The organism is Nitrosomonas sp. Nm58 (assembly GCF_900107335.1).
GTDB lineage: Bacteria > Pseudomonadota > Gammaproteobacteria > Burkholderiales > Nitrosomonadaceae > Nitrosomonas.
The window spans coordinates 1-22,801 of the sequence record NZ_FNPQ01000041.1 but is presented as its reverse complement, the minus strand read 5'-3'; the positions used below and the strand labels follow the sequence as shown (position 1 = coordinate 22,801).

Here is a 22,801-nt window from a genome sequence, read left to right as displayed (position 1 = left end):
TTATGATCTTCCGGCACATTCTCAAATAATTGTGCTTTTCGATGTTTGCCATTAACACTCACTACAACACACAATTCTTTACTTGAAACATCAATTCCGATGTAATTCATTGCTATTTCCTCAATACCATTTTTGTTATCATGCTTTCTGGTTCCCTGACCCTGGCACTTCATCTATCTTCCTTGCAAATTCAGGTTCAGAAGCAAAGCTTACAGACCTTGGATACTCCACGATATCGATGACGAGGGCGGGGAGCCTATCTTCTCACAAGCTCAAGGCTTAAGGTCGGACCGGCTTCCCCAGAAATCAGCGCAAGTTTAAAACAATTTAGTCGTTGGTTTTAATATACAAGGTCGGATGAGGGATTATAAAAACCGAATTTTGAAGTGAGATGAGTATAAATCTAAAACATTTGATCTCCCCGTTAAACTTAACCCAATATTTACGCCTCAATTGGTTCTAATGGAAAATCCGGGTTAAATTTCCCTCTATTTTCACGAAAAATTGAAAAAATTGGGAGCAGAGTAAAATTACAATTATTCTTTGCCCGCCTACGTGCTTGCACGTATTTGTTTATCTCCTATTTTTCGATATCTTTCTGGAAAATAGTCATGGGGGCGCGTAGACCCACTGATTTCCATCGATTTTTACCCATTACAGGGAGAACAACCGGTGAATCAAAGAGATTACCGCTATGATCGCGAGAAGAATCCCTTTAATCCTGCGGCGACCGGATTTTCGCCAAATAATGCACTGTGCCTCGCTGCGGCTTCGAATCTGGTCTATGAAGAATCCGATCCGTTGCGAGCAGCGGAGGTACACAAGTAGGGATTCAACCAGCTCAAGCTCATCAGCATTCCTAAGAAGCCGTTCATCGATGCCCAGAGGCGTTTGTCTGCGCCGATCCCGATGTTCTGCTAGTCGCGTTTCGTGGTACGGAACCGGATGATCTAAAGGATTGGTTGACCGACGCGCAGTTCGATCTTACCGATGGATCGATAAAAAACATCAAGAACAAGGTTCATCGCGGCTTTCATGAGGCACTGAATGCGGCATGGCCGCAGTTGGAAGGCGCAATCGCCGACCTACGCACCCATAATCAAGCGATCTGGGTCACCGGCCATAGCCTGGGTGCAGCTTTGGCCACATTGGCCGTGGCTCGCCTGAGTCTTGGAGACGGAGTCAGGAGTCAGGAGTCAGCAGCTCGACGTCCAGGGCCTTTACACATTCGGTCAGCCACGCACCGGGAACAGGAGCTTTGCAATGGCCTTCGATCAACAGCTCAAAGAACGATCTTTCAGGTTCGTGAATAACAATGACCTCATAGCCGAGGTACCACCGATGGATCTGCTGTTGAGATATTGGCATATTGACCAGTTGATTTATATCGATGAGAGCGGGAAACTGCACCCAGGAGTTTCTATGTTCAGACGGGTACTCGACGGACTAAAAGGCCTGCGCAGAGACTTCGGAAAACTTGGCTTCGATACCTTGAAAGACCACAAGATGAATAACTATGTGCAAGCTGTGAGGAAATACGTGGAAGATTTGAAAACAGGACAGCAAACACCTATTTCATGATTTTATTGCTGCCGCCATTGGGGATTGACACCCGAAGCTGGGGGAAGGATTGACGCCTTACGCGCCTGTTGAATCATTATCGGTTCAATATCCGCTGCAAGGTGTCAAAATTTATAAAGCGTCGCCAGCCTGCGTTTTTTTCCAAAATTATGCATGCAGATTAACCATGTGTTCGGACCACCACGCATTCTATTCCCTGGCGACTCAGATTCTGGCAGGCCGTGCGTGCCTGGCTTTCCTGCAAGCCCAGCAAGCGGGCCCGATACAGCTTGCGGTTGCTGATTTCAACCTCGTTGATCACCACTTCTCCTGATACCCAGCGCGTGGCTACCTGAGCCTGGGCCTGGGCTCGGTCGCGCGTCAAATAAGAGCCTATCTGAACGCCCCAACTGGTGTTACTGACCCAGGCAACTCTTTGTAGCTCAACTTTGGTCTCCGGCTGAGTGGTCTGTTGCATCATGACCGGAGCGGGTGCTTTTTCCAGTAAGGGGGCTGGTTTAGGCACGGGAGCCAATGTGCTGACCTTCATGGCTACGGCTGGCATCGCATCGGCATGACCGGTATTGCTGGCCAGCTGGGTTGCAGGCACTCGGGTAAAGCTGCGATCGAGCAGCTGAGCCATATGCTGATCTCGAGCGGCGGCAGTTTGTCCGCCCATTACCACCCCGATTACCCGGCGGTTACCCCGCCTGGCGGAAGTCGCGACATTGAACCCAGAGGTTCGGATATAACCGGTTTTCAGGCCATCAACGCCCTGAATGTTGCGCACCATGCGGTTGTGACTGTTATAGGTGATGCCCTTGTAGCGGAACGACTGGGTGGAGAAATAATGGTAGTGCTGGGGAAAATCCTTCATCAGCCGCCTGGATAAGGTCACCATGTCCCGGGCTGTGGTTTTCTGCTCATCGTTGGGCAGGCCGGAAGCATTGCGAAAGGTGGAAGAATGCATACCCAGTTTGCGGGCCTTATCGGTCATCATGCGGCCAAAATTGGCTTCAGTACCGCCCAGCGCCTCGGCCACCACCGCCGCCACGTCATTGGCGGAGCGCACGATTAGCGCCGGAATCGCCTCGCGCACGCTGATGGTATCGCCCGACCGCAGGCGGATATTGGTCTGCGGCATGGACGCCGCGCGGTCCGACACCCGCATGCGGCTATCCAGGGTCAGCTTACGTTGCTCCATCGCGTCAAATAACATGTAGAGCGTCATCATCTTCGTCAGAGAGGCTGGGTAACGGCTGGCATCGGCCTGGGACTCATGAAGCACCTCGCCTGTAGCCGCATCGATTACGATAGAGGCATGCCGGGAATTCGCCTGTGCCAGGTTTACCGGGGAGAACAACAACAGTACAGCAAGAGCAAGAAATCCTTCTCCCCCTGCGCGTTTCAAATCAAACATGAGGCCTGTCCTCTCTGTAATCGATGCAAATCAAAGTAAAAATTGGGATCAGAGTATAACTTAATGTTTAGCTTTACCCGACCGCAATTTTTTCATACAAAAAGATAGTCAGCAATTAATTGATTAGCCCGAATATTTCATAGATTCGCGTGATGATCACGCAGGATCTTGATTAATAGGGAAGTTTTGAGAAGGAGTGGTGTAGTGATTCATACACTCGACTGAGCAAAATCTTTCTTATTAATCAAAAGACAAGTGAGGGCACGTGCCAATTTATGAAATATTCGGGTTAGGATTATTTTTGGATCAAAAAACCTGCCAGTCCCAGCCGGCTGCTCGATCTTCCGCAACCGGGGGCGGCCAAAAGCCGCTACCGACAGGCCCCTACGCTCTATGGTCGCCAAAAAAGACCGTAACCGATAAGGTATGACGACACAGGTGTTATCAAGGATATGCAAATGACTTGCTTGGCAGATTTCATTGTTGAGGCCATGATCAGGATGAGATCCGCAAACGCCAAGCATGTCCCTCATTTATTGATAATAAGCTTCAGTAAACTATGTGTTCGAGAGAGACGCGGTGAGACAACGGCGGCTTTCGGGTTCTGTTCGTGCCCCGCGCCGCTCAGCAAGGCGTTAGGGTCAATAAGAAGGGCCAAGTCTATATTTAATATCATAAAATATAGACCTGGTCCAATAATGCGCCCCTGTCAGCCCTGAGTCAGATGATTTGAACGGCGGTTCTATTTGGGGTGATTCGGGTCGGTCATCCGGTCGAGCGCCAGCTCGGCAATGCGGTCTGCGCCATCGCAGTCTGCCATCATGCGTGCCTGTGCCGCTTTTAGACGTGAGACGAGCTGCGGCTCACCCAATGCCCAGCGCCATGCCTGCGCCAGAGCCTCCGCGCGTGCCGCGGGGACAATGGTGTATGCCAGTCCTAGTCGCTGCAGCCGATCAGCGTTATCGGGTTGATCATGTGCGGTCGGCACTAGCCACTGCGGCACGCCGGCGCGCAACGCCTCGGCTGCCGTGCCGATGCCGCCGTGGTGAACCACGAGTTGAACATGCGGCAGCAGCGTTTCGAAGGGTGCAAAGCGAACCTGGCATAGCGATGTCGATGACATCGGCACATTTGAGTCAGCTCCAATCACGATGACCCGTGCCCCTTGGACAAGCGCAAAGCCGCTGACGCGATCGACCCAGCCCGGACGCGACGCGACCGCCGTGCCGGCCGTCACTACTACGATGGGACCGGATCCAGTGTGCAGAAAGGCTTCGATCTCGCTCGGCAGAGCGCGGATCGGGCCGGGCCACTGCGGAAACCCGGTATATACGCCCTGGGCCGGCCAGTCGTCGGCAGCCAAAGCTAGCCACTCGGGGAAAGCATAGGCGACACGGTGAGGCGAATGGATCCACTCAGAGAACAGCCGGCGCTGCGGCGGCAGGCCGAGTTGGGCGCGGAAGGGGTTCACCTCGGCACCGATGACGGGATCGACCATCCAGCGCTCTGCGGCCGAAACCAGTCCGTGCTGAAGCCAACGTGGCCAGCCCGGTGGTATCGAGCTTGCCGGCCATCGAGGTGGACGCGTTCGCGAGAACATCAGCGACGGCGACAGATGCACTGTGGTATTGGTGAAGCCATCGCACTCCTGTGCCAGTCGCGCCGCAACGGCAAACGACGAGCTGACTAGCACAGTATCCGCCGGGTTCCACCCCCGCCGCAATATGGTTAGCCCAGTGCGCATCGCGGCGCCATAATAGCGCCATGAAGCTGCCAGGCCGCGGTTTGCGGTCCACAGGTCAGCGCCATCGAACACTTCTGCGAAGACATCGTCGGCACCGATCGATGCGAACTCGACCCCTGTGCCTGTGACGAGCTCGCCATAGCGCTGCGGCGCCAGTAGCGTCGTCTGCAGTCCGCGCGCGACCAGTCTGGTCGCCACCGCAACCAATGGAGCGACATCACCGGCTGAGCCAACCGCCAGTACCACCGCACGGCGAAAGGAGCCCACGGTTTCAACCATCCTGTTTTACTCCTGTCAGAACGGCACTTGGGTGCCGACTAGCCACCATCTGATAGGAAAAACAAATACCCTTTTTCATCAAAGATGACACTACTGAATGGCGGGTTGCTTGTCAAACACAATAATAACTAAAGTTTCACGTTATTTTATGAACCGATGATTCAATTCTCTGGAATTTTTGGATTAGCCCCAATATTGCACGAAGGGAAGTGGCAATTCCGTAATAATTCTTTATAATTCAGCTATCTACGCTGAATAAAGAAAAGGAATTGCCAGTAACGAAGTGTACCCAAGAATCGTTTAATTTTCCAGATGCAGATGCGCAGATGCGTATAAGAAGGGCCAGGTCTATATTTTATATCATAAAATATAGACCTGGCCCCAACAATGCAAAGAAACTATATAATTACTTATTAGGCTTTCACGTAACCACGAGGATATCTATGGCAATTTATGCAGTTGGGGCAAACTACGATGGCAATGATGTTAGCGATGAATTCATTGATAATAATATCGCGGGGCCAGGCTGGAGTATTACAGATGCTCCAGAGTTACATCAATTTGTTCGTTCGTTGAAAGTTGGTGACATTGTCTATATTAAATCTTATTCGCCAGGTAGCTCTGACATTATAGTCAAAGGCATTGGAATAATTATGGATGATCAAGTAGTCACTAATAACTCATTAGTCGCAGCAGGAAGAAATATTAAATGGGTGGTTACAGATAGTTTTCGTATTTCTAAACCAACCGAAAAATATAATGTTCGGTTGAATACAATGTATGAAGAGTTTCATCCAGTAGTCCAATCACAAATATTGGCAAAACTTTTTTGATGTCAAACTTAACCCAACGTCCCAGCGAACTTTGCTAACGCTCCATCGTTGATCTATGCGTCATCTTCGTTAAAAAAGAATATTTCACTATCCTCCCCGTCTGGGTTGAATCGAATTCAGCCACTGCCGATCCTCATCATAGATATTTAACGCATAACATCCGTCACTACGCAGGTAAAGGCTCTAAAGTAAGAAGGGCCAGGTCTATATTTTATGATATAAAATATAGACCTGGCCCCAACAATGTTTCTGACTGCCTCTTGCAGGCATCATCAGGATCGCTTTTCTGCCAACAGGCGCTAGAATTAAAAGTTCTTATTCTGGCAAACAAGCATCCCAATCATCGCTTTTATTTTTCCTTATTCTCGACCTGATGTTTCGTTCAGTCTCGCACTGGCGCCTTCTTTGATCATCACACCACCGAAAAACTCAACCGACCATGCTGCCTTTCTTCATGGTTCATCAACACACCTCGCGCACCCAGGTCTCTAATTTTCTAGGCTACCCATCTGTTTTAAAAGAGAATTTAAAAAGAGAACGATCGGTATACTTTTTGCAATAAGTGCGCTAGAATGACAATCAGTAAAATATTTTTATCAGGCAGATAGAGGAATTAATTTCCACCACCTGCACTCATCATGGAGACTTAGCTATGATTAATTCAACCACCGACATTATCGTGAATGGACTCGACCTGAAACGGATACGGGCAGCGCTCGATTCGATCAAAGCAGATGACAAAGGCGATATCGCCAACCCTGGCTACCGGGCGACAGTTGAGTGGGACAGCGGCTTTCATAGCACCACGCACACCACCGATGGCCAGGTGGTGCTTTCCGATGAACCCAAACGCTATGGCGGGGAAGAAATGGGCGCCACACCGGAAGATTTACTGCTGGCAGCTGTGGGCGCTTGCCTGGTCAATACTTATATCGCCGCTTTATCAGCCGCCCGCATCCATGTGGAATCCCTGCGCATGAACGTTTCGGGCCGAGTCAATTTCCGGACAGCCTTTGGTCTGGAGGCAGGCACGCCTGGTTACGAAAATATCAAAATCGTTGTCGATATCCAGACCGATGCCCCGGAAGAAAAGGTCATCGCGCTAATGGACAAAGTATTTCCAACCGCGCCCATCCCGGACACGATCATGCGACCGGTGCCGATCGATGTCGAGATTGTTCACCACGCTGAAGCAACCGCAACGCATGCTTCCTGAGTACTTCATCCGCGCATCGGGATTTATGGCAGCCAGTCGCGTGCATTTTTGAGCATGAATAACTGCATACCAAACAAGGTGAACTATGAAAAATAATGATATTCACGATGTAGCCGTGGTCGGCGCAGGCCCGGCAGGATTGTCAGCCGCCTATGAGCTGGCCAGAGCGGGCTTGGAACCGCTGGTACTGGAACGCACCGCTGCGGTGGGGGATGTCTGGCGCAATCACTATGATGGCGTACGCCTGAATTCCGGCCGCTATTTCTCGGCCTTGTCAGGCAGCAAATTTCCCCTCTCCGCCGGCGCCTGGCCTTCGCGCGAGGAAGTGGTGCGCCTGCTGGAGACCTTCCCTGAGCGGGGAGGATTTACAGTACAAACAAACATCGATATCAAACAGGTCAATTACGATCCCGACCGCGACCTGTGGATCATCACCAGCATCGATGGCAAACGTTTTGAATCACGCGCTGTGGTCATGGCCATTGGCGGGTGCCGCATTCCAGTCATACCCAAATGGGAAGGCATGGAAACTTTCCCCGGCGAGATCATTCACTCCTCGAAATTCAAGAACGCTCAAGATTTTGCCGGCAAGCATGTGCTGGTCATCGGCACTGGCAATTCTGCCGCCGAAATTGCCAGCAGGCTGACCGAACACGCCAGTCATGTCACCGTATCGGGCAGAACGCCCCCGCATATCCTGCCTAAAAGCGTTTATGGCATTCCACTGATCGGTATTGGCGTATGGACCCGCTACTGGCCCGGTACTATCGTGGATCGCATATTGAGCTTCCTGCAGCGCAGCATGATCGGCAACCTGAGCGCGCATGGTCTTCCCTATCCGACCCTGCCACTGTCCAAACAATACGCCATCAACAATGTCGTACCCATTCTCTATCGTCCTTTCGTGGACGATGTCCGGGCCGGCCGGATCAGAATCGTTGGTCCGATCCAGAAAATCACCGGGCGAACCGTACATGTCCTGCGCACGCTGACAACCGATCCCGGCAGCACCCATTCACTCACGACGCTGGAGCCCGATGTCATCATCGCGGGCACAGGTTTTCGCACCGGAATTTCCAAACTGGTTCAAGTGCCAGGCATCACCGACGAGAATGACAGATCGGTTATTTCGGGCGACCAGGAGTTCAAGGACGCCCCCCGCCTCTACTTCATCGGGCAAGTAAACCCATTAAGTGGTCTGCTACGGGAAATCCGTCTCGAGGCTGGCAGAATCGCAAAAAAAATCAAACAACAATTGGTGGCGGGACGATAATAGAAATTTTCAATCAAGCTTCGCTGCCGCTCTGAAGGCGAAGTACCCAATCGATCATTGCTATGTTAGACACCGGAACGCAGGCACGACCCAGACATCATTCACGGAAAGAAACCAATAAAAGAAAATTGCTGCAGACGGCCTGCCGCCTGTTTTGCAAGGAAGGCATACATGCCACGGGCATCGCCAGAATTATCGAAGAATCAGGCGTATCCCGCCGCACGCTGTATCTGCATTTCGGCTCGAAAGAAAACTTGCTCAAGGCAGTATTCGAGGCTGAAGCAAGTATCTGGTTTCGCTGGTTCGATCGGGATTTGCCGCAAATGCATTGCTCTCCCGTTGAGCGTATCCTGGCCTTGTTTGATCTGATGCAGAACTGGTTCAAAAGCGAGGATTTTTACGGCTGCGTGTTCATCAATGCGGTCGCCGAGCACGATAAGGGTAACAGTTGGATACAGGAAATTGCCAACCGGCACAGCGAAAAAATCAATGCCAGGCTGCAAGCAATGGTTGCGCAAAGTGGTATACAGGATCCCGAATTGGTCACGAAGAAATTGAGCCTCCTGATCGATGGCACCATCGTAACCGCGATGGTGACCGGCAATGGCGAAGTCGCCCATATCGGACGACTGACTGCAGAGGACATCCTGCGCAGCGCCCCTTGCACCAACAATCAGGCAACAAAGATGCACTCAATTTAAAAGAGGAACACCACCTTGAACTGGTCATTAAATTTGGACAAGAGGATACCCACACCTCTACGCATTTTGCTGAGGGGGGCCGGACAGGTCGTTTTCTGTAACAACGCCGTCACAGGATTGATCGTACTGGCGGCATTCTACGCGGGCGGAACGATCACAGGGCTGGCTGCAACCGTTGGCTTGATCAGCAGCACTGTGACCGCTCATGCCTGCAGATTCTGCAAAGCCGATATCGAAGCAGGATTATATGGCTTCAACGGTGTGCTGTCAGGCGCCTGCCTCTCAATATTTCTTGAACATACGCCCCAGCTCTGGCTCTATATTGTATTGGCATCCATGCTGTCGAGCCTCATGTGGACAGTTCTGACCAGAATGCTCCAGCTCTTTAACATGCCAGCCGCAACTTCACCATTTGTCCTGGTCAGCTGGGTATTTCTGGTAACGATCTACGCCTTCGACAGCTACGCACTTGGCCCAGCGTTACCCGCAGCAAGCATGCAGTCAGCCGTCATGGATATAGGCACCCTCCCTCTGGAAACATGGTTCACTGCACTGGCAAGAGGCATAGGCCAGATTATCTTTACCGACAATACACTTGCCGGCGGCATGCTTCTTACCGGAATTGCCATCGCCTCCCTGCGCGGTGCGCTGATGGTGATTGGCGGCGCTTTCATCGGGGTTGTCGTACCCGCAATACTCGGCGTCCATGCAAGTGCTATCGAGGCGGGACTCTATGGATTCAATCCGGTCCTGGTCATGATTGCAATCGGCTGGGTTTTTCTCGAGCCCAGCGCCAAAAGCGCCTTGCTGGCGATCCTGGCCGGTATTCTGGCCGTGCTGTGCCAGGCAGTATTATCTAGTCAGATGACACCCATGGGCCTGCCCGTTCTGGCATCTCCCTTTATTCTTACCTTATGGGTAGTCCTGTTTATTGCGAGCAAATCCAGATACTGGTTTTCGCCAGCAATGAGTTAAGCAAATTATCCCCTTTTCGACCCCAGCAAACATTTCCAAGGAGGAGTTTATGACTGCAATCTGGCAAAATTTATCGATACTTACCCGACGTCTTATGATTGCTATCAGTACGCTAATGGGCATTATTCTGATCGGAATGCAGTTCCACGTAAGTTCTCAAGGCGACATGTCGGAAACATACCCCAAAGGGTTTCGTGGTGGTACTTGTACCATTGAGTCTGATACATTGTTAATTGGCTATTCTGCCTATTTTATTCCTAAAAACTATGAAATACCGCAGGATGCCTTAAGTGCAATGTCTGTTCCCATTTTGTGTGGAAAAGTACCCAGCCCAGGCATACTCAGTATCACCATTGACTTACTGTATCCTGTTTCCGCACGTGAGCGATCGGTGGCACTCAGCCTGTTCAGGGAGGTTGATGGCGAATTGGGAAAAGCGCTTTTTTCAATTCCCGCAAAAAATTATCATTCAGGCAGTATTTCTCATGAGATTCACGTGGATGAGCCGGGAGAATACGTGCTTCATCTTTCGGGCGTAGATGAGAATCAGCTGGATTTTAGATTAGTAATTCCGATCACCGTAGGTCCGCGATGGTACGAAGGCATCGTTCAGTTCTGGCCTTTACTTCTGCTTTGCGCAGCAGCTGTCTCTTTTTATAATTTTAGACGAATATTTGATTAATCTCCTTTTGCTGCCAACTTATGTTAGCAGGGTGGGTAGGAGAAATTATTTCTTTTTCGATTTAGCACCCTGCAAGCTTCCGTATCAATAAAACCAGCCATATACTGGTAGATCAAGCGCTGGTATTGTGCGGCATATCGATGTCTTGAGTGGGCAACAATCCAGTTCGGTCCGCCGTGACCCTGCAGTGTGGCTTATCGTTTGCAATATCGAAATCATTATTCCAGTGAAATGGCTGCAGGTTTTCCAGGGAATCTGGACTGCCTGGTTTAACATTTACGATCTTCCAACCATATTCTGACTTCGCATTATTATATTGTTGCCGGTTTATCCACGCGCCACATTGGTCCTTGCGCCACTCGGATATGTCTTGCTCCAGCATCCCTCGTCCTTTTTCCCAGACTGCCTGTACCAGATTCTCATCAATAGCCATTAGTCTTCTCCTTCATAAAAGGTTTTCTTAATATGACCTAATAGTCAGAATGAATGCTTTTCCCTCTACTCCTATTGAAATGGATCAATTACAAATCCAGTTTATCATCTACTTTAATATTTGGAAAACAGTATAAGCAACGGAGAATCCCGCTTTCCAGAGGGAGGAATAGAGTTCGGATTTTTTGAGTGCCAAGGGTCGGTATCTTGGTTGATGATGTCTCAGCCAGCATGCGATTCGGCAGCAAAAGCGGGGCGTTTCACGCATGTTTAATGATTGTTCACATGGTCTTTCGAAATAATGCGATATGTTACGTCAAGATGGCAGTCACTTAACCTGAAAAGTGCCCGCAATGACACTATCGCTGTATTGCCATCACTTTGCTTTCACCAGCACTGCAAGCGCGCCAGCCAGCCCCTCGACCACGCGCGCCATCTCGGCATAGTTGAGCTCTTCGGGGGTGTCGGTAGCCCGATGATAGTGCGGGTAGCGATAAAATGCCGTGTCAGTGACCATTATTGCCTGATAGCCTTCCCGCCAGAATGAGAGCTGGTCGCTCCAGGAAACGCCAGGGACGATGACAGGGCTGGCGAGCGTCTCGAACGGGAAATCCGAGCTGGCAGCAAATGCGCTCGCAAATTCCTTGAGCGCGCGGCGCGATTTGAGGTTGGAAACGAAACCGATAAAGTTACCCTGATCGGGATAGAACCAGTGCATAAAGGGAGGATAATTCTGGCTGCCTTTCTCATCGCTGTAGCAGCCGAGCATTTCGAGCGAAAGCATCAGGCGGATGTCATCCTTCCGTTCATGCGCAGCGCGTGCATAGACTTTGCTTCCCATTTCACCGAAATAAAAAAATGGGGGCTCCTCATTCACGAATGCGACCAACCGCAGCGTGCGCTCGGGTTTGATATCGGCGAGAAGCCGTGCGATCTCGAGCAAAGCCGCGACGCCCGAAGCGTTGTCGTCTGCGCCCGGACTGCCCGTCACGCTGTCGTAGTGCGCGCCGACGAGCACGATCTCATTTGTCCGTACATCACCATGAATCTCGATCTCAAGGTTCTCGCTCCATACGCCGCCCGCATCATAGCCCTGGGCGTGGATTTCGTAGCCAAGCTGGCCCCAGGCATCACGGATATAATCAGCAGCGGCATAGAGCGCCTTCGGCAGCCACACGTTGCGCTCGCCAATTTCACTGGCGAGTTTCTCAACATGCACCTGCAGGCGTTGTTCGAGTAATGGTTTCATTTTGCTTTCCCTCCTATCCCTGGATGCCGTTCCCAGATGAGCACCCCATCCCGCCATACTTTCCGCACCCGATGAAACGGCACGGTGTGGCGTGTGCCATCGTCCTCCTCCGCCTCGAAAGCGAAGTGCTGCCCTGGCTCGATGTCTATCCGTTCGAGCGGCACGCGTTTGAGCTGGTGCTCGATCTTATCCTCGTAGGCGAGCTCAAATCCACCCTTGCCGAACTCGGGGTCCCAGCGGATGCGCGCGAGCAGCTCGTGAATCGGTATCATGACCGTTTCTCACATGGTATCACGGTAACGTATGCAAGCCCTGCCAGTTCCGATATATCGAATGCCACCGGCAGAAACTGTTCGATCAGCCACATCGCCGTGCGCGCATGCAGCGAGACGCTACGGGTACTGAATAATCCACCTCCCGCAAGCGCAAGATAAACAAGCATCTGGTCAGCCGCGTGCACATCGAGCGCGGCGCCCGCTGCAAGGCCTGCGGCAAGCTCCTCCCCCACCGCCTCGCCAAGCACCTCCGCGGGGACCCCCCGCTCCGCGACGCGTGCCGCGCCCAGCACGGTATGTTCGCTCTCAGCCCAGCACACGATCGCCCCACCGGGACCAAAAGCTGCTTCGTGACCAAGGACCTGTGTCCCGATAATCGCTTGAGTGGCATATACACCAAGCCGGTCGAGTGCCGACTGCTTCATCCGCAGTGCAATGTGCTCAGGAAGATTGGCTACATGGGCCACCCCGCGGATCGCCTGGCTGTGCCCGCATGCGTCAAATACCGCGGATGCGAGTGTTGCTGGCCTCACTGTAACCTCCAACTCGCCGCCACCCCGTGGGTAGTAGCCGCGCCGCAGCACCCGCATGGTCACCCGCGCACCGAGCCGCTTGATGAGCCGGATGAGCACTTCGCGCAGATAATCCGCAGCAGGCGCCCGCCGGATGTCGGTGCCGCCCGTAATTTGCACTTTGCAAGGCGTCGGTGCCGTCAGCATGACTGGCAGCAGCGCCTGCAGCACCAGTGTGATGCTACCCGCAGTGCCGACATCGAAGCGGTACTCGCCACCGCGCAACGTGGCCGGTTCGAAAGCGATTTCTTGTGAGCGCAGGTTGAGCCCTTCGATCTTGGCGTTGCAGAGCTGACCCACCGCCTGCACACCAGCGAGGTGCTGCGGCGCGAGACCAGGTTTATCGCGTCGCGCGCGGATATGGGTGATGCCCACCCCGATGCCGGTAATGGCAGACAGCGCCACGGCGAGCCGCAGTAGCTGGCCGCCGCCTTCGCCATAGCTGCCATCAATTTCGAGCATGCGTTACCCCCACAGGGAATAGCGATGCGCACCTGGCTTAAGGCTCGGAATACACTTTGCGGCATCGACCATGACCCGCGCAGTGAATGTCGGCACGTCAAACCGTCCCTCGAGCAGCAATGCGGCGTGCGCGCCTGTGCGCTCCGTGCCGACACGTTCGAGCAGGATGCCTCGCTCCTCCTCCTCAAGGGCAGCAATGCTGTCGACTTCGAACACGCAAGTCTGTTCGCCTACGAAGAGCGGATCGGCAGCCAGTGCCGCTTTGACCGCTTCGAGTGAGGTTCCCGCCGAGCCCTTTATACTCTTTTCAAGTTCAACGTAGACATAGCGGGCCAGCTGTCCCTGCGTATCGCGCGTTTCGGTGGCCAGCGCTCCCTTCACGCCTTGGATGCTTTCCGCCGCTTCGGTATGATGAAGGCCCGCGCCCGGCCGGTTAGTACGCTTGGTGTAGCCATCAGGAACCAGTGTCGTGAACGCGCCCTCGAAAAGCGGCAGGATGCCGGGATTCCATCCTGCTCCAACAATGGCAGGCACACTGTGGTGACGCGCCGCATCGCCAATCGCACTGTAATGCCTCTCAAGCGTATGCCCTTCGAGCACCGCGCATTCGACGATCGGGATTTGCGCCTGCAGCAATTCTCGCGCAACACCGAGGACAGCACCTGCGGGCACGCAGATCAGCGCCATGTCGACACGCTTCAGATCACGAACATGTGTAACTACCGGGACCCCGCCAAGCGGATCGCGCAGTTTCATCGGCGAGCTCGGGCATCGTACCACGCCAGCCAATGCAAGCTCGTCCGCATGGCGCAGCGCCAGGGCACAAGCGCCCCCTACCCGCCCAAAGCCGATGATTGCGATATTAAGTTTCACCATATGGATATTCCTCCCTCTTCCCTCCGTATTCGTAGCTTTGGGCACGGACCTGGCTGCCAAGCTGCTGTCAACTACCAGCAATAGCCGGTGTGACGGCATACAGCATTTTCAGCCCCCCCCTGTTGCGCAGCACTATGGACCAAGCATCCTTGCCCCCTAGCAAGCATTTCGATATGCAGTTGCAGGCGTTGTTCGAGCCATGGTTGCATTTCGTCTTACCTCCTATTCCCAGGGAAGATCTGGATAAGTAAGCGAGGTGGGTGCCGTACCAGGCATAGGTGCGCAGCTCCTGAAACATATCACAGAGATAAACGACGGAGCGAGCATCAGGTAAATTTGAATTCGAAAAAACAAGCTCTCGAAGCTTCTTTTGAGTTTTTGATTCATTTGCCTACATGACTACACCAACCACTCCGGATGAAAAATCAGCACACCTCCCAATCCCAGCATGACTAACCCGCTAATCAATTTGAGTAAACGACCCGCCCGTTCTGTAAGTTTATGACTGCTCAATGCCATCACAGCCATTCCGACCATGAGTGCGTCATCAGCCAGATAGCCGAGAATATAAAGACCCAAGTACGCCTGATAGGTGATTGGATTTAAATCCTGCTGCGTGAGTATCGCCGTATAGATAGCCGGGAAACCCGCTGTACAAAGCAATTCGATAAAATTAACCATAACAGCCAGTATGGTAACAGCGGTCAGAGCAGGTAATGTTCTTTCTTCAGCCAGAATCGCTCTCATCCGGGCATATACGCCGGGTTTGGCGGAATCGGGTATGGATAATGAAAAACCCTGTTTCCATGCGATAAAATCCTTCACGTTTAATCCGCCAATCGCTAACGCCATGCCGCCCAGCGTCCATCTTATTGCGGTCGAAAGACCGACCAATAAAAAAATATTGAGCCAGGCTGTCATGAATGCATAATAAACTGCACCGCTAACGATAACGAAAGTGCCTGCAATAAGCGCCATTTTTTTGCGATCTTTCAGATGAATCAGCATGGATAACAGGAATAACAGCACCCACATCGCACAGGGATTAAAACCATCGAGCAAGCCTATTGCCAAGGTAAATAACGGCAGACCTAGATTTGAGACGCTGAGCGTGCCAAATAGCGTGGTTTCAATATGATCCGGTTTCGTTTCTTTGTGCTCCACCGCCTGATCTACCAAAGATGCCAATACCGAGCCCATGTGATCCGCATTATCGAAACCAACAAGCAACTGATCTCTGAAGAGAAAGGAAGGTACCCCAGGAGGCCAAACACCCGCTCTTTGAGAATGCTGCACCAGATCATCACGAGCATTCTCATCATGATCTACAGAACGATAGATAATCTGTAACCAGGGTCGCTCGCCTCTTAATTCTATAAGAAATACTTTAGCCTTCGCACAATGCGGGCAACCATCCCGTATAAAAACTTCAAGTATATTTTCTTTGGCAAGCGGCGGGGTAGCTTCACCCGTAACCATTGATGATTGAAAAACCAGCAATACAGTAAACAAGACACCTATTGCAAACAGAATACAGCGTTTTTTGCAGAGGAGATGATGCAATATCACGTAGGCACCTTTCGGGGACTCTCATTCCAGCCGGCAATCTCCCTCCCTGCACCCAAAGCTGCTTTATGACCGGGAAGCTGCGCCTTAATGCTTGCTTCCACACCATCAGCGCCAAACTGATACGCCCCCACGAAATGCGTCCCTGTCTCTAGGGTTTAATTTTCGTTCCCAATACTTGCAGGAATTTGGCGAGCCAATCAGGATGCGCAGGCCAACCTGGAGCAGTGACCAACTTGCCATCGACGTGAGCCTGGTCCATTGGAATATCCACATACTGGCCGCCGCCGCGCGTGACATCCGGCCCCACCGCCGGATAAGCAGAACACGTCTTACCCTCGATGACTCCAGCTGCCACCAGTAGCTGCGCACCGTGACAGATAGAGGCGATGGGCTTATCTGCCAGCGAAAAGTGCCGCACCATCTTGATGACTTTTTCGTTAAGGCGCAGGTATTCCGGCACCCGCCCACCAGGAATAACCAGGGCATCGTAGTCTACGGCCTTGACCTTGGAAAAAGTCGCGTTCAGCGTAAAATGATGGCCTGGTTTTTCGCTGTACGTCTGGTCTCCCTCGAAATCGTGTACTGCCGTACGCACTGTCTCGCCTGCCTTCTTGTTGGGACAAACCACGTGGACGGTATGCCCCACCATCAAGAGCACTTGGAAAGGCACCATCACCTCGTAATCTTCCACATAATCACCGGCCAGCATCAAGATCTTCTTTGCACTCATCATGAACTCCTTTCTATTGTGTTTTTGAGTTGTCTCTCTAATAACTATTGTAACGAATAGGCTGTGATGATGAATCGGCCGGCCGTCAACTGATCCAACCGACTCCGGGGAAACGACGGAAAAGCCAATTACTGCGCTTTATCGCTTGTCCGCCGATCGAAGAGATAAGAGGCTGCTTCCGAAAAATGGCTTTTTGTCAGTACTTTTTTCAGAATCCCAAGGCAGCGTCTAAGGCTTGAGACCGGTTACAATGCTGTAATAGCCAAAGGCTTTATGGATCTGAATTTCCTCAAATCCGATTTCCTTCAACATCGCAGACAATTCCTGGCCGGAATATTGTTTGCCTTCCGTCCAGCCCATCATCATCATGCTGAATGCTGCGGAGGCAAAGGGGCCGGTTTTGCCATCGTTATAGAGCATCTCATGGATAACGATCCGCCCTCCGGATTCAAGACTGTTGAAGCTTTTCGCTGTCAAAAAATGACATTTTTCTGGCATAAAATCATGATACATGTTTGAGAAAAAGTGAAGATCCGCTGCAGGCCACCGATCCTGCCAGATGTTCCCTTCGCATGTCTTAATGCGATCTTGTAATCCGTACTCGGCAATATATCCTTGAGCGACTTCACATACCTGCAGAAAATCCAGAATGAGCGCTTGTAAATGGGGTATTCGCAATGTGGCGCCAATCGAATGTGCACCAGATCCCCCTCCAATATCGAGCATCACGCGGTGCCGGGAAAAATCCATGACGCCCGGCCAGAAGAGAGCTGAGGCCATACTCATGCTATGCATGCCACAAGTGAAGCGGTGGAGCAATTCGATTTGCTCTTCATGAGATTTAAAAATATCACCTCCTCCATAAGCCTGAGGCGCATCGGTGAGAATAGCCTTTTCCAGACCGGCAAAGGTACTCACCTGATAATTGTCGATCATCAGATCCCAGAAAAATCCGAAGTAGCTTGGACTGCTTTCGAGCAGATATTCTTCGGTAACCGGCGTCAGGGCGTAGCGCCCCGTTTGCAAAGACAGGAAGCCCAAGGCAGTCGCCGCCGTCAATATTGCCTCGACTGGACGCGGCTTAATGTTCAGTGCATCGCAAATTTCCGGCAGCGTACGCGCCCCCTCCGCCAGCAAGGAAAAGACCTTCAACCGGTGCGCCAAGAGCAATGCTGGATAACCATAAATCGCAAAGATCACATCCCATACCGGGCGATCATCGACTCGCGGTACCTGAATGTTGGATAAAGTATCTTGCGCCATCACGCCTCCTTTTACTTCCATTGACTGGCAAAACCGGCCAATCGTAGGTATTCATTATTTATTAACCATCGTTGGATACTTGAATTTCTATACCGCATCAGTTAGCAGAAGTTCCCATGGATTTCTCAGTCTCAACCAGGCGTTTGATATTCTGAACGGTTCGTTCAGCGCCATCTTTTATGGCAGCGCGCACTAATGCCTCGAAGGGCCGCATGACTACCAACAGTTCAAGCAACTCAAAAGTAAACGTCAGCTTGGTTGATTGCTCAGGATTAGCATCCTGTAATTCATAGGTACAGCGAAACGGATCAGACACACCAACCAGCGTTAAGCGCTCACCCGGTTTATAAGCAAAAATTTTAAAGCGGGATTCCGTACGACGCCCCTGATCGACGCGCACTTGCCGCCCTATCGTTCCCAGGTGCACCGGGCCAGGCGTAATCTGCTCAAGCTCTTTGACCTCTGGTGACCATTTTGGATAATTTTGAAACAGATCTTCGCCAAGATATTTGAATAACTCTCTGGCTGAACATTCTACTAAAGTAGAAGCTTTACCAACGACGGGATCAGTAGAACCCAAGTTGAGCATGGAGCCTAAATTGAACATGTTACATAGTCCTTTCTGGCTGGGTTGATGTCCGACTCAGCGTCTGTGAAAACGAAGTTTCGATAAAACGAAGTTTCGCTAATAAATCCACCGCATAGCACTCACTATGACTTGTTTACGATCTTCCAGCTTATTGATCGACAATCAATCTAAACCTTAAACGAATCGAGGATCAGTTTCAAGCTCTCCGTATAAAAAAATGCAGCATGGATGAATCAGATCTTGGGTTAGAAAGTAACAGAACGATGCAAGATCAATGGTATAGTCTGGCTGTTCGTTCAATTAAAACTTCATTTCAAGATATCCTAAAAACTTATGATATGGAGTCTGAAAAATTGGCAGCGACACGCTATCCTCCAGCGTGAACCGATAACTGAAGCCATCTGGCGGGATGTGCTGGCGCGATTGCACTTTCTGCGTGGATTGACCCAGTCTGAAATCACCCAGCTGCGGCAATGGGCAACTATTTTCTTGCATGACAAGAATATCAATGGCGCACAAGGTTTAACCATCACAGAAGAAATGCGCGTGACGATTGCAGCGCAGGCTTGCATCCTGATTCTGAAGCTGGACTTGGATTATTACCACGACTGGCTAGAGATCATTGTCTACCCAGGAAAATTCATTCTTGACCATGAATATACTGACGAACAGGGTATCGTCCATGCCGTGCAGATGGTGGCATCCGGCGAATCCTGGCTCGCTGGACCGGTCATCCTTTCCTGGGAAGATGTCGCCGATACCGGTAACAAACGGGGATATAATGTAGTCATACACGAATTTGCCCATAAGCTGGATATGTTAAATGGTGCCGCCAATGGTTTTCCTCCGCTTCATAGAAATATGGATCCACGGGCCTGGACTGCGATCTTTAGTGAAGCTTTTGAGGTTTTCTGCGAGCAGGTCGAGAGAGAGGATGAGTGGGTTATTGATCCCTATGCCGCCACAAGTCCTGCCGAATTCTTTGCGGTATTGAGTGAAGCTTTTTTTGTCAAACCGTGCGAAATAAAGCAATTTTTCCCGCGGATCTACCAGCAGTTGGCTGCATTTTATCAGCAGGATCCGGCGATGCGCTGGACAACAGAGGAAGTAGCTTATGAGTAACTATTTGATTTATGGTGATATAGGCGGCACCAAAACATTATTACGCATAGCCGTATCAGATGGGGACAAAACTAAATCCTATTACGAACAGCGATATGACAGCCAAGCTCATGCTGATTTCAATGAAATACTCGCCGATTTTCTTGTTAACGCAGGCATGGATAAAGCAAAGCGCTATCCAGCATCAGCCTGTTTTGCGATAGCCGGGCCGATTGTTGCACAACAGGCCAAATTGACCAATCTACCCTGGTTAATGGATGCAACGGCCCTCACTACAGAATTTTCTATTCCCAAGGTAAAGCTCATCAATGATTTTGAAGCCGTGGCACTTGGTATTGAAATATTGTCCCGGGATGATCTGGCAACACTGCAATGTGGAGTAACGAATTCACCCGCAATGCGCGTCGTGCTAGGCGCCGGTACCGGCATGGGCGTTGCCTGGCTTCATTGGCAAGGGGATCGCTATATCCCGCTTCCCACCGAGGGAGGGCATATCGATTTTGCACCGACCACCCCTCTGCAGATGGAATTACTTAATCATCTGACAAAAAAATTCGGCCATGTCTCGATCGAACGGGTTCTTTCAGGGTGGGGGTTAACCAATATTTTCAATTTTTTGCAAGCCGATGCCACCAGGTTTCCTGGGATCGCCGCAATGGAATTGAAAGAAGACAGCGGTGCCATCATCACTAGGCTGGCATTCGAACAAAAGCATCCGGTTGCTCTGCAGGCGCTGGAATTATTTGTTGAAATCTATGGCGCCTTTGCCGGAAATCTGGCGCTCTTGGGATTATGCCGGGGCGGTGTCTATATTGCCGGGGGAATTGCGCCCAGAATCATCGATTCCCTGAAGAAAGGCAGCTTCATGTGTGCTTTTCGCAACAAAGGACGTTACACAGGGATGATGAGTGAAATTCCGGTCCATGTCATCACGAACCCTCAAGTGGGTCTATTGGGCGCTGGACTCGAAGCGCAACGGCTGATAGATACTGCAATTTAACATCAATCCAGTTGCTTTTATCGTTCCCCTGAAAAACCTCACGTATTTCCTGCTATAAACAATCACATTATTAAAGAGCTATTAATATGAATGGGTACGAAGCCTTAATCGCCACCCTGGCGCTGACCATGGGCACATCGTGGGCAAGCGGGATCAACTTGTATGCAGTCATGCTGGTGCTGGGTATCGGAGGCGCCACTGACAACATTCACTTACCGGCGGAGCTCATTGTTCTGGAGAATCCATTAGTGATCGGTGCGGCAGTGCTGATGTATGTGATCCAATTTTTTGTCGATAAAGTGCCAGGTTTGGATAGCGCCTGGGATACCCTGCACACATTCGTTCGTATCCCTGCGGGCGCCATGCTGGCAGCCGGTATGGTGGGGGATGTTTCCCCCGCTCTGGAAATAGCTGCAGGGATTCTAGGTGGCGGGACTGCCGCCACCAGTCACGCCACCAAGACAGGCACACGCTTAATGATCAATACTTCACCAGAACCGGTAACGAACTGGTCTGCCTCTATCAGCGAAGATGTGCTGGTGATAGGGGGCTTATGGACTGCATTGAATCACCCGGCGCTATTTCTGGTGCTGTTCATTATTTTTATTGGCTTGGCCATCTGGCTATTGCCCAAATTGTGGTACTTGATCAAAGAGGTTTTACTCAAAATAGGCAGGTTCTTTGGGATAGCAAAACATAACGTTATTGAAACCAGCCATGCTGCTGTGCCGGGGACCGAAACCAACAAACCCGGCAAATAAAATAGCGGCGACCTAAAAACGACTATTCCCGCCGCCGCAAGTAGCGAAGAATTGAACCCGAAGAGATTAAGTCGATGAGAAAACTTTCGCATTCTATTCGGCGCAATCATCGCTATCGCACTCGACCTCAGCACTTTCATGACAAAAAGGTCTTGTCTGACTTTAATCGCTTCTCCCCCAGGCTGGAATATCAATAACGCCATCGCCTTGAAAGTATAGATAATAATCTATATTATCTGGGTCATGAACGTTATGTGGAATGAGGCCAAGCGACGAGCTAATCTAAAGAAGCACGGGCTGGATTTTACTGATGCTGAGCTGGTTTTTTCTGGGTATACCCATACCTTGACCAAGCCAGATACACGATTCGCCTATGATGAATTTCGATTTTCCACGATAGCTTTGCTTGGGATTAAGGTAGTGGTTATTGCATACACTGAGACTGTTGGCGAGATCCATATTATCTCTATGCGAAAGGCGGAACGTTATGAGCAAAAAAACTACTTTGCCAGCATCTAATGAATCGGATGATGCTCCTATCTGAACAGATGATGACTCTAAAAAGGCGTGCACCGAGTTGGTGCTAAAACCAATGGCTTGATTATGCACCCCGTATCTGGCAACTATTCCCGCTATGTGTTGCTCAGCATCAAGTCACACGGAAATTACCCGATACGAGAGAGCTGCCACAGGGTTATGTCAATAATAATTTAGAACCCTGCTGCTATGGCATCGGGCAGGAAATCGTTTACTGTGCCAACAAGAATAATGGAATGACCATCATAAAAATAAATGTTATCGTTTTGCTCACCAAGAGCATTACCACTTTCATATAGACGCGCGTAGTAACCTTCAATCTCTTGCGATGGAGGTTGATTAGGAAAAAGATTGGCATAAATACTTTCCGCCCAATTAAATAATCGATCTGCAGAAGGCAATGCGGTGGGATTAATCCACTCGACTTCATTACCATTCGCATCATAGCGCTTTCCGTATATACCATACCGATCTCCATCCTGACCGTTTGATGACCAAGTCACCACAAATCCGCCATTTTTGAGTGCGGCAACTGATGATCCGGCTTGATCACTGGTGGTATAAGTAGTCGGTCCTGCAAAATGCTTAAGATCCTCATGAATTCTCCGTTTCAGGGAAGAAATTCACTTCCTAAACTCTCAAGAATTCATAATATCCGCATCTAAACCTGAGGGAAATTAA

25 protein-coding genes and 1 pseudogene are annotated in these 22,801 nt (G+C 50.8%); 13 read left to right on the top strand and 13 right to left on the bottom strand.

Going from position 1 to position 22,801, the window contains the following annotated elements; translation table 11 throughout:
- The first annotated feature begins 672 nt into the window (after positions 1-672).
- The 3 genes and pseudogenes from BLW34_RS16190 to BLW34_RS16185 all read left to right on the top strand — a co-directional run bounded on the left by BLW34_RS16190 (position 673) and on the right by BLW34_RS16185 (position 1,581).
- A complete protein-coding gene (locus BLW34_RS16190) occupies positions 673-828 on the top strand; it encodes a hypothetical protein (RefSeq protein ID WP_177166033.1) in 156 nt (51 codons plus the stop codon).
- An 86-nt stretch (positions 829-914) separates the two neighbouring features.
- Positions 915-1,154, top strand: a pseudogene (locus BLW34_RS17460) (hypothetical protein); the annotation flags it as partial.
- Positions 1,155-1,341: 187 nt separating this feature from the next.
- A complete protein-coding gene (locus tag BLW34_RS16185; RefSeq protein WP_177166030.1) occupies positions 1,342-1,581 on the top strand; it encodes a hypothetical protein in 240 nt (79 codons plus the stop codon).
- A gap of 160 nt (positions 1,582-1,741) precedes the next feature.
- On the opposite strand, the gene BLW34_RS12320 is transcribed toward BLW34_RS16185, so the two are convergent.
- Both BLW34_RS12320 and BLW34_RS12310 read right to left on the bottom strand, forming a co-directional pair.
- Entirely contained in the window at positions 1,742-2,980 is a 1,239-nt protein-coding gene (locus BLW34_RS12320) for a serine hydrolase (RefSeq protein WP_090580069.1), read from the bottom strand.
- Positions 2,981-3,722: 742 nt separating this feature from the next.
- Complete coding sequence (locus BLW34_RS12310) at positions 3,723-5,003, bottom strand: glycosyltransferase (protein WP_090580065.1); 1,281 nt, start codon at positions 5,001-5,003, stop codon at positions 3,723-3,725.
- Between the two features lie 443 nt (positions 5,004-5,446).
- Between BLW34_RS12310 and BLW34_RS12305 the strand changes: the two genes are divergently transcribed.
- The 6 genes from BLW34_RS12305 (at position 5,447) to BLW34_RS12280 (ending at position 10,683) form a co-directional block, all read left to right on the top strand.
- The gene (locus BLW34_RS12305) at positions 5,447-5,836 is read left to right on the top strand and encodes a hypothetical protein (RefSeq protein ID WP_090580062.1); all 390 of its coding nucleotides are present in this window, start codon (positions 5,447-5,449) and stop codon (positions 5,834-5,836) included.
- A 652-nt stretch (positions 5,837-6,488) separates the two neighbouring features.
- On the top strand, positions 6,489-7,052 hold the full coding sequence (locus tag BLW34_RS12300) for an OsmC family protein (protein ID WP_090580059.1): 564 nt from the start codon (positions 6,489-6,491) through the stop codon (positions 7,050-7,052).
- Between the two features lie 85 nt (positions 7,053-7,137).
- Positions 7,138-8,325, top strand: a complete 1,188-nt coding sequence (locus tag BLW34_RS12295) for a flavin-containing monooxygenase (protein ID WP_090580056.1) — start codon at positions 7,138-7,140, stop codon at positions 8,323-8,325.
- A gap of 62 nt (positions 8,326-8,387) precedes the next feature.
- A complete protein-coding gene (locus BLW34_RS12290) occupies positions 8,388-9,026 on the top strand; it encodes a TetR/AcrR family transcriptional regulator (RefSeq protein ID WP_090580052.1) in 639 nt (212 codons plus the stop codon).
- A gap of 15 nt (positions 9,027-9,041) precedes the next feature.
- Positions 9,042-10,001 carry an urea transporter gene (gene yut / locus BLW34_RS12285; protein WP_090580049.1) on the top strand — a complete coding sequence of 320 codons (960 nt, stop codon included), beginning with the start codon at positions 9,042-9,044 and terminating at the stop codon, positions 9,999-10,001.
- A 49-nt stretch (positions 10,002-10,050) separates the two neighbouring features.
- Positions 10,051-10,683, top strand: coding sequence for a hypothetical protein (locus tag BLW34_RS12280; protein WP_090580046.1), 633 nt, complete (start codon positions 10,051-10,053; stop codon positions 10,681-10,683).
- Positions 10,684-10,795: 112 nt separating this feature from the next.
- Here BLW34_RS12280 and BLW34_RS12275 read toward each other — a convergent pair whose 3' ends face one another.
- From BLW34_RS12275 to BLW34_RS12235, 10 genes are all read right to left on the bottom strand, one after another.
- Complete coding sequence (locus tag BLW34_RS12275; protein WP_090580043.1) at positions 10,796-11,116, bottom strand: hypothetical protein; 321 nt, start codon at positions 11,114-11,116, stop codon at positions 10,796-10,798.
- A gap of 375 nt (positions 11,117-11,491) precedes the next feature.
- The gene (locus BLW34_RS12270; RefSeq protein ID WP_090580040.1) at positions 11,492-12,364 is read right to left on the bottom strand and encodes a M28 family peptidase; all 873 of its coding nucleotides are present in this window, start codon (positions 12,362-12,364) and stop codon (positions 11,492-11,494) included.
- Positions 12,361-12,636: a DUF504 domain-containing protein gene (locus BLW34_RS12265; RefSeq protein ID WP_090580037.1), complete on the bottom strand. Its 276-nt coding sequence runs from the start codon at positions 12,634-12,636 to the stop codon at positions 12,361-12,363. Before BLW34_RS12265 ends, BLW34_RS12270 begins: the two co-directional genes overlap by 4 nt.
- Positions 12,633-13,673 carry an RNA 3'-terminal phosphate cyclase gene (gene rtcA / locus BLW34_RS12260; protein WP_090580034.1) on the bottom strand — a complete coding sequence of 347 codons (1,041 nt, stop codon included), beginning with the start codon at positions 13,671-13,673 and terminating at the stop codon, positions 12,633-12,635. Before rtcA ends, BLW34_RS12265 begins: the two co-directional genes overlap by 4 nt.
- 3 nt (positions 13,674-13,676) lie before the next feature.
- Positions 13,677-14,549, bottom strand: a complete 873-nt coding sequence (locus tag BLW34_RS12255) for an NAD(P)-binding domain-containing protein (protein ID WP_177166032.1) — start codon at positions 14,547-14,549, stop codon at positions 13,677-13,679.
- Between the two features lie 71 nt (positions 14,550-14,620).
- Positions 14,621-14,758: a hypothetical protein gene (locus tag BLW34_RS16180; RefSeq protein WP_177166031.1), complete on the bottom strand. Its 138-nt coding sequence runs from the start codon at positions 14,756-14,758 to the stop codon at positions 14,621-14,623.
- Between the two features lie 190 nt (positions 14,759-14,948).
- Positions 14,949-16,118 carry a thioredoxin domain-containing protein gene (locus BLW34_RS12250; protein WP_256203779.1) on the bottom strand — a complete coding sequence of 390 codons (1,170 nt, stop codon included), beginning with the start codon at positions 16,116-16,118 and terminating at the stop codon, positions 14,949-14,951.
- Between the two features lie 148 nt (positions 16,119-16,266).
- Positions 16,267-16,851 (bottom strand): DJ-1/PfpI family protein, encoded by a 585-nt coding sequence (locus tag BLW34_RS12245; protein WP_256203778.1) that lies wholly within the window; start codon positions 16,849-16,851, stop codon positions 16,267-16,269.
- 225 nt (positions 16,852-17,076) lie between these two features.
- Positions 17,077-18,111 carry a methyltransferase gene (locus BLW34_RS12240; protein ID WP_090580024.1) on the bottom strand — a complete coding sequence of 345 codons (1,035 nt, stop codon included), beginning with the start codon at positions 18,109-18,111 and terminating at the stop codon, positions 17,077-17,079.
- 97 nt (positions 18,112-18,208) lie between these two features.
- Positions 18,209-18,718 (bottom strand): SRPBCC family protein, encoded by a 510-nt coding sequence (locus BLW34_RS12235; protein WP_090539086.1) that lies wholly within the window; start codon positions 18,716-18,718, stop codon positions 18,209-18,211.
- Between the two features lie 315 nt (positions 18,719-19,033).
- Between BLW34_RS12235 and BLW34_RS12230 the strand changes: the two genes are divergently transcribed.
- The 4 genes from BLW34_RS12230 to BLW34_RS12215 all read left to right on the top strand — a co-directional run bounded on the left by BLW34_RS12230 (position 19,034) and on the right by BLW34_RS12215 (position 22,102).
- A complete protein-coding gene (locus BLW34_RS12230; RefSeq protein ID WP_090580021.1) occupies positions 19,034-19,822 on the top strand; it encodes a M90 family metallopeptidase in 789 nt (262 codons plus the stop codon).
- Positions 19,815-20,822 carry a glucokinase gene (locus tag BLW34_RS12225; protein WP_090580019.1) on the top strand — a complete coding sequence of 336 codons (1,008 nt, stop codon included), beginning with the start codon at positions 19,815-19,817 and terminating at the stop codon, positions 20,820-20,822. The genes BLW34_RS12230 and BLW34_RS12225 overlap by 8 nt, the downstream gene beginning before the upstream one ends.
- Positions 20,823-20,908: 86 nt before the next feature.
- The gene (locus BLW34_RS12220) at positions 20,909-21,583 is read left to right on the top strand and encodes a DUF4126 domain-containing protein (protein WP_090580016.1); all 675 of its coding nucleotides are present in this window, start codon (positions 20,909-20,911) and stop codon (positions 21,581-21,583) included.
- Between the two features lie 243 nt (positions 21,584-21,826).
- Positions 21,827-22,102 carry a BrnT family toxin gene (locus tag BLW34_RS12215; RefSeq protein ID WP_090580013.1) on the top strand — a complete coding sequence of 92 codons (276 nt, stop codon included), beginning with the start codon at positions 21,827-21,829 and terminating at the stop codon, positions 22,100-22,102.
- Between the two features lie 191 nt (positions 22,103-22,293).
- Here the strand turns inward: BLW34_RS12215 and BLW34_RS12210 are convergent, their stop codons facing one another.
- The gene (locus tag BLW34_RS12210; protein WP_143037923.1) at positions 22,294-22,623 is read right to left on the bottom strand and encodes a hypothetical protein; all 330 of its coding nucleotides are present in this window, start codon (positions 22,621-22,623) and stop codon (positions 22,294-22,296) included.
- Positions 22,624-22,801 lie beyond the last annotated feature (178 nt).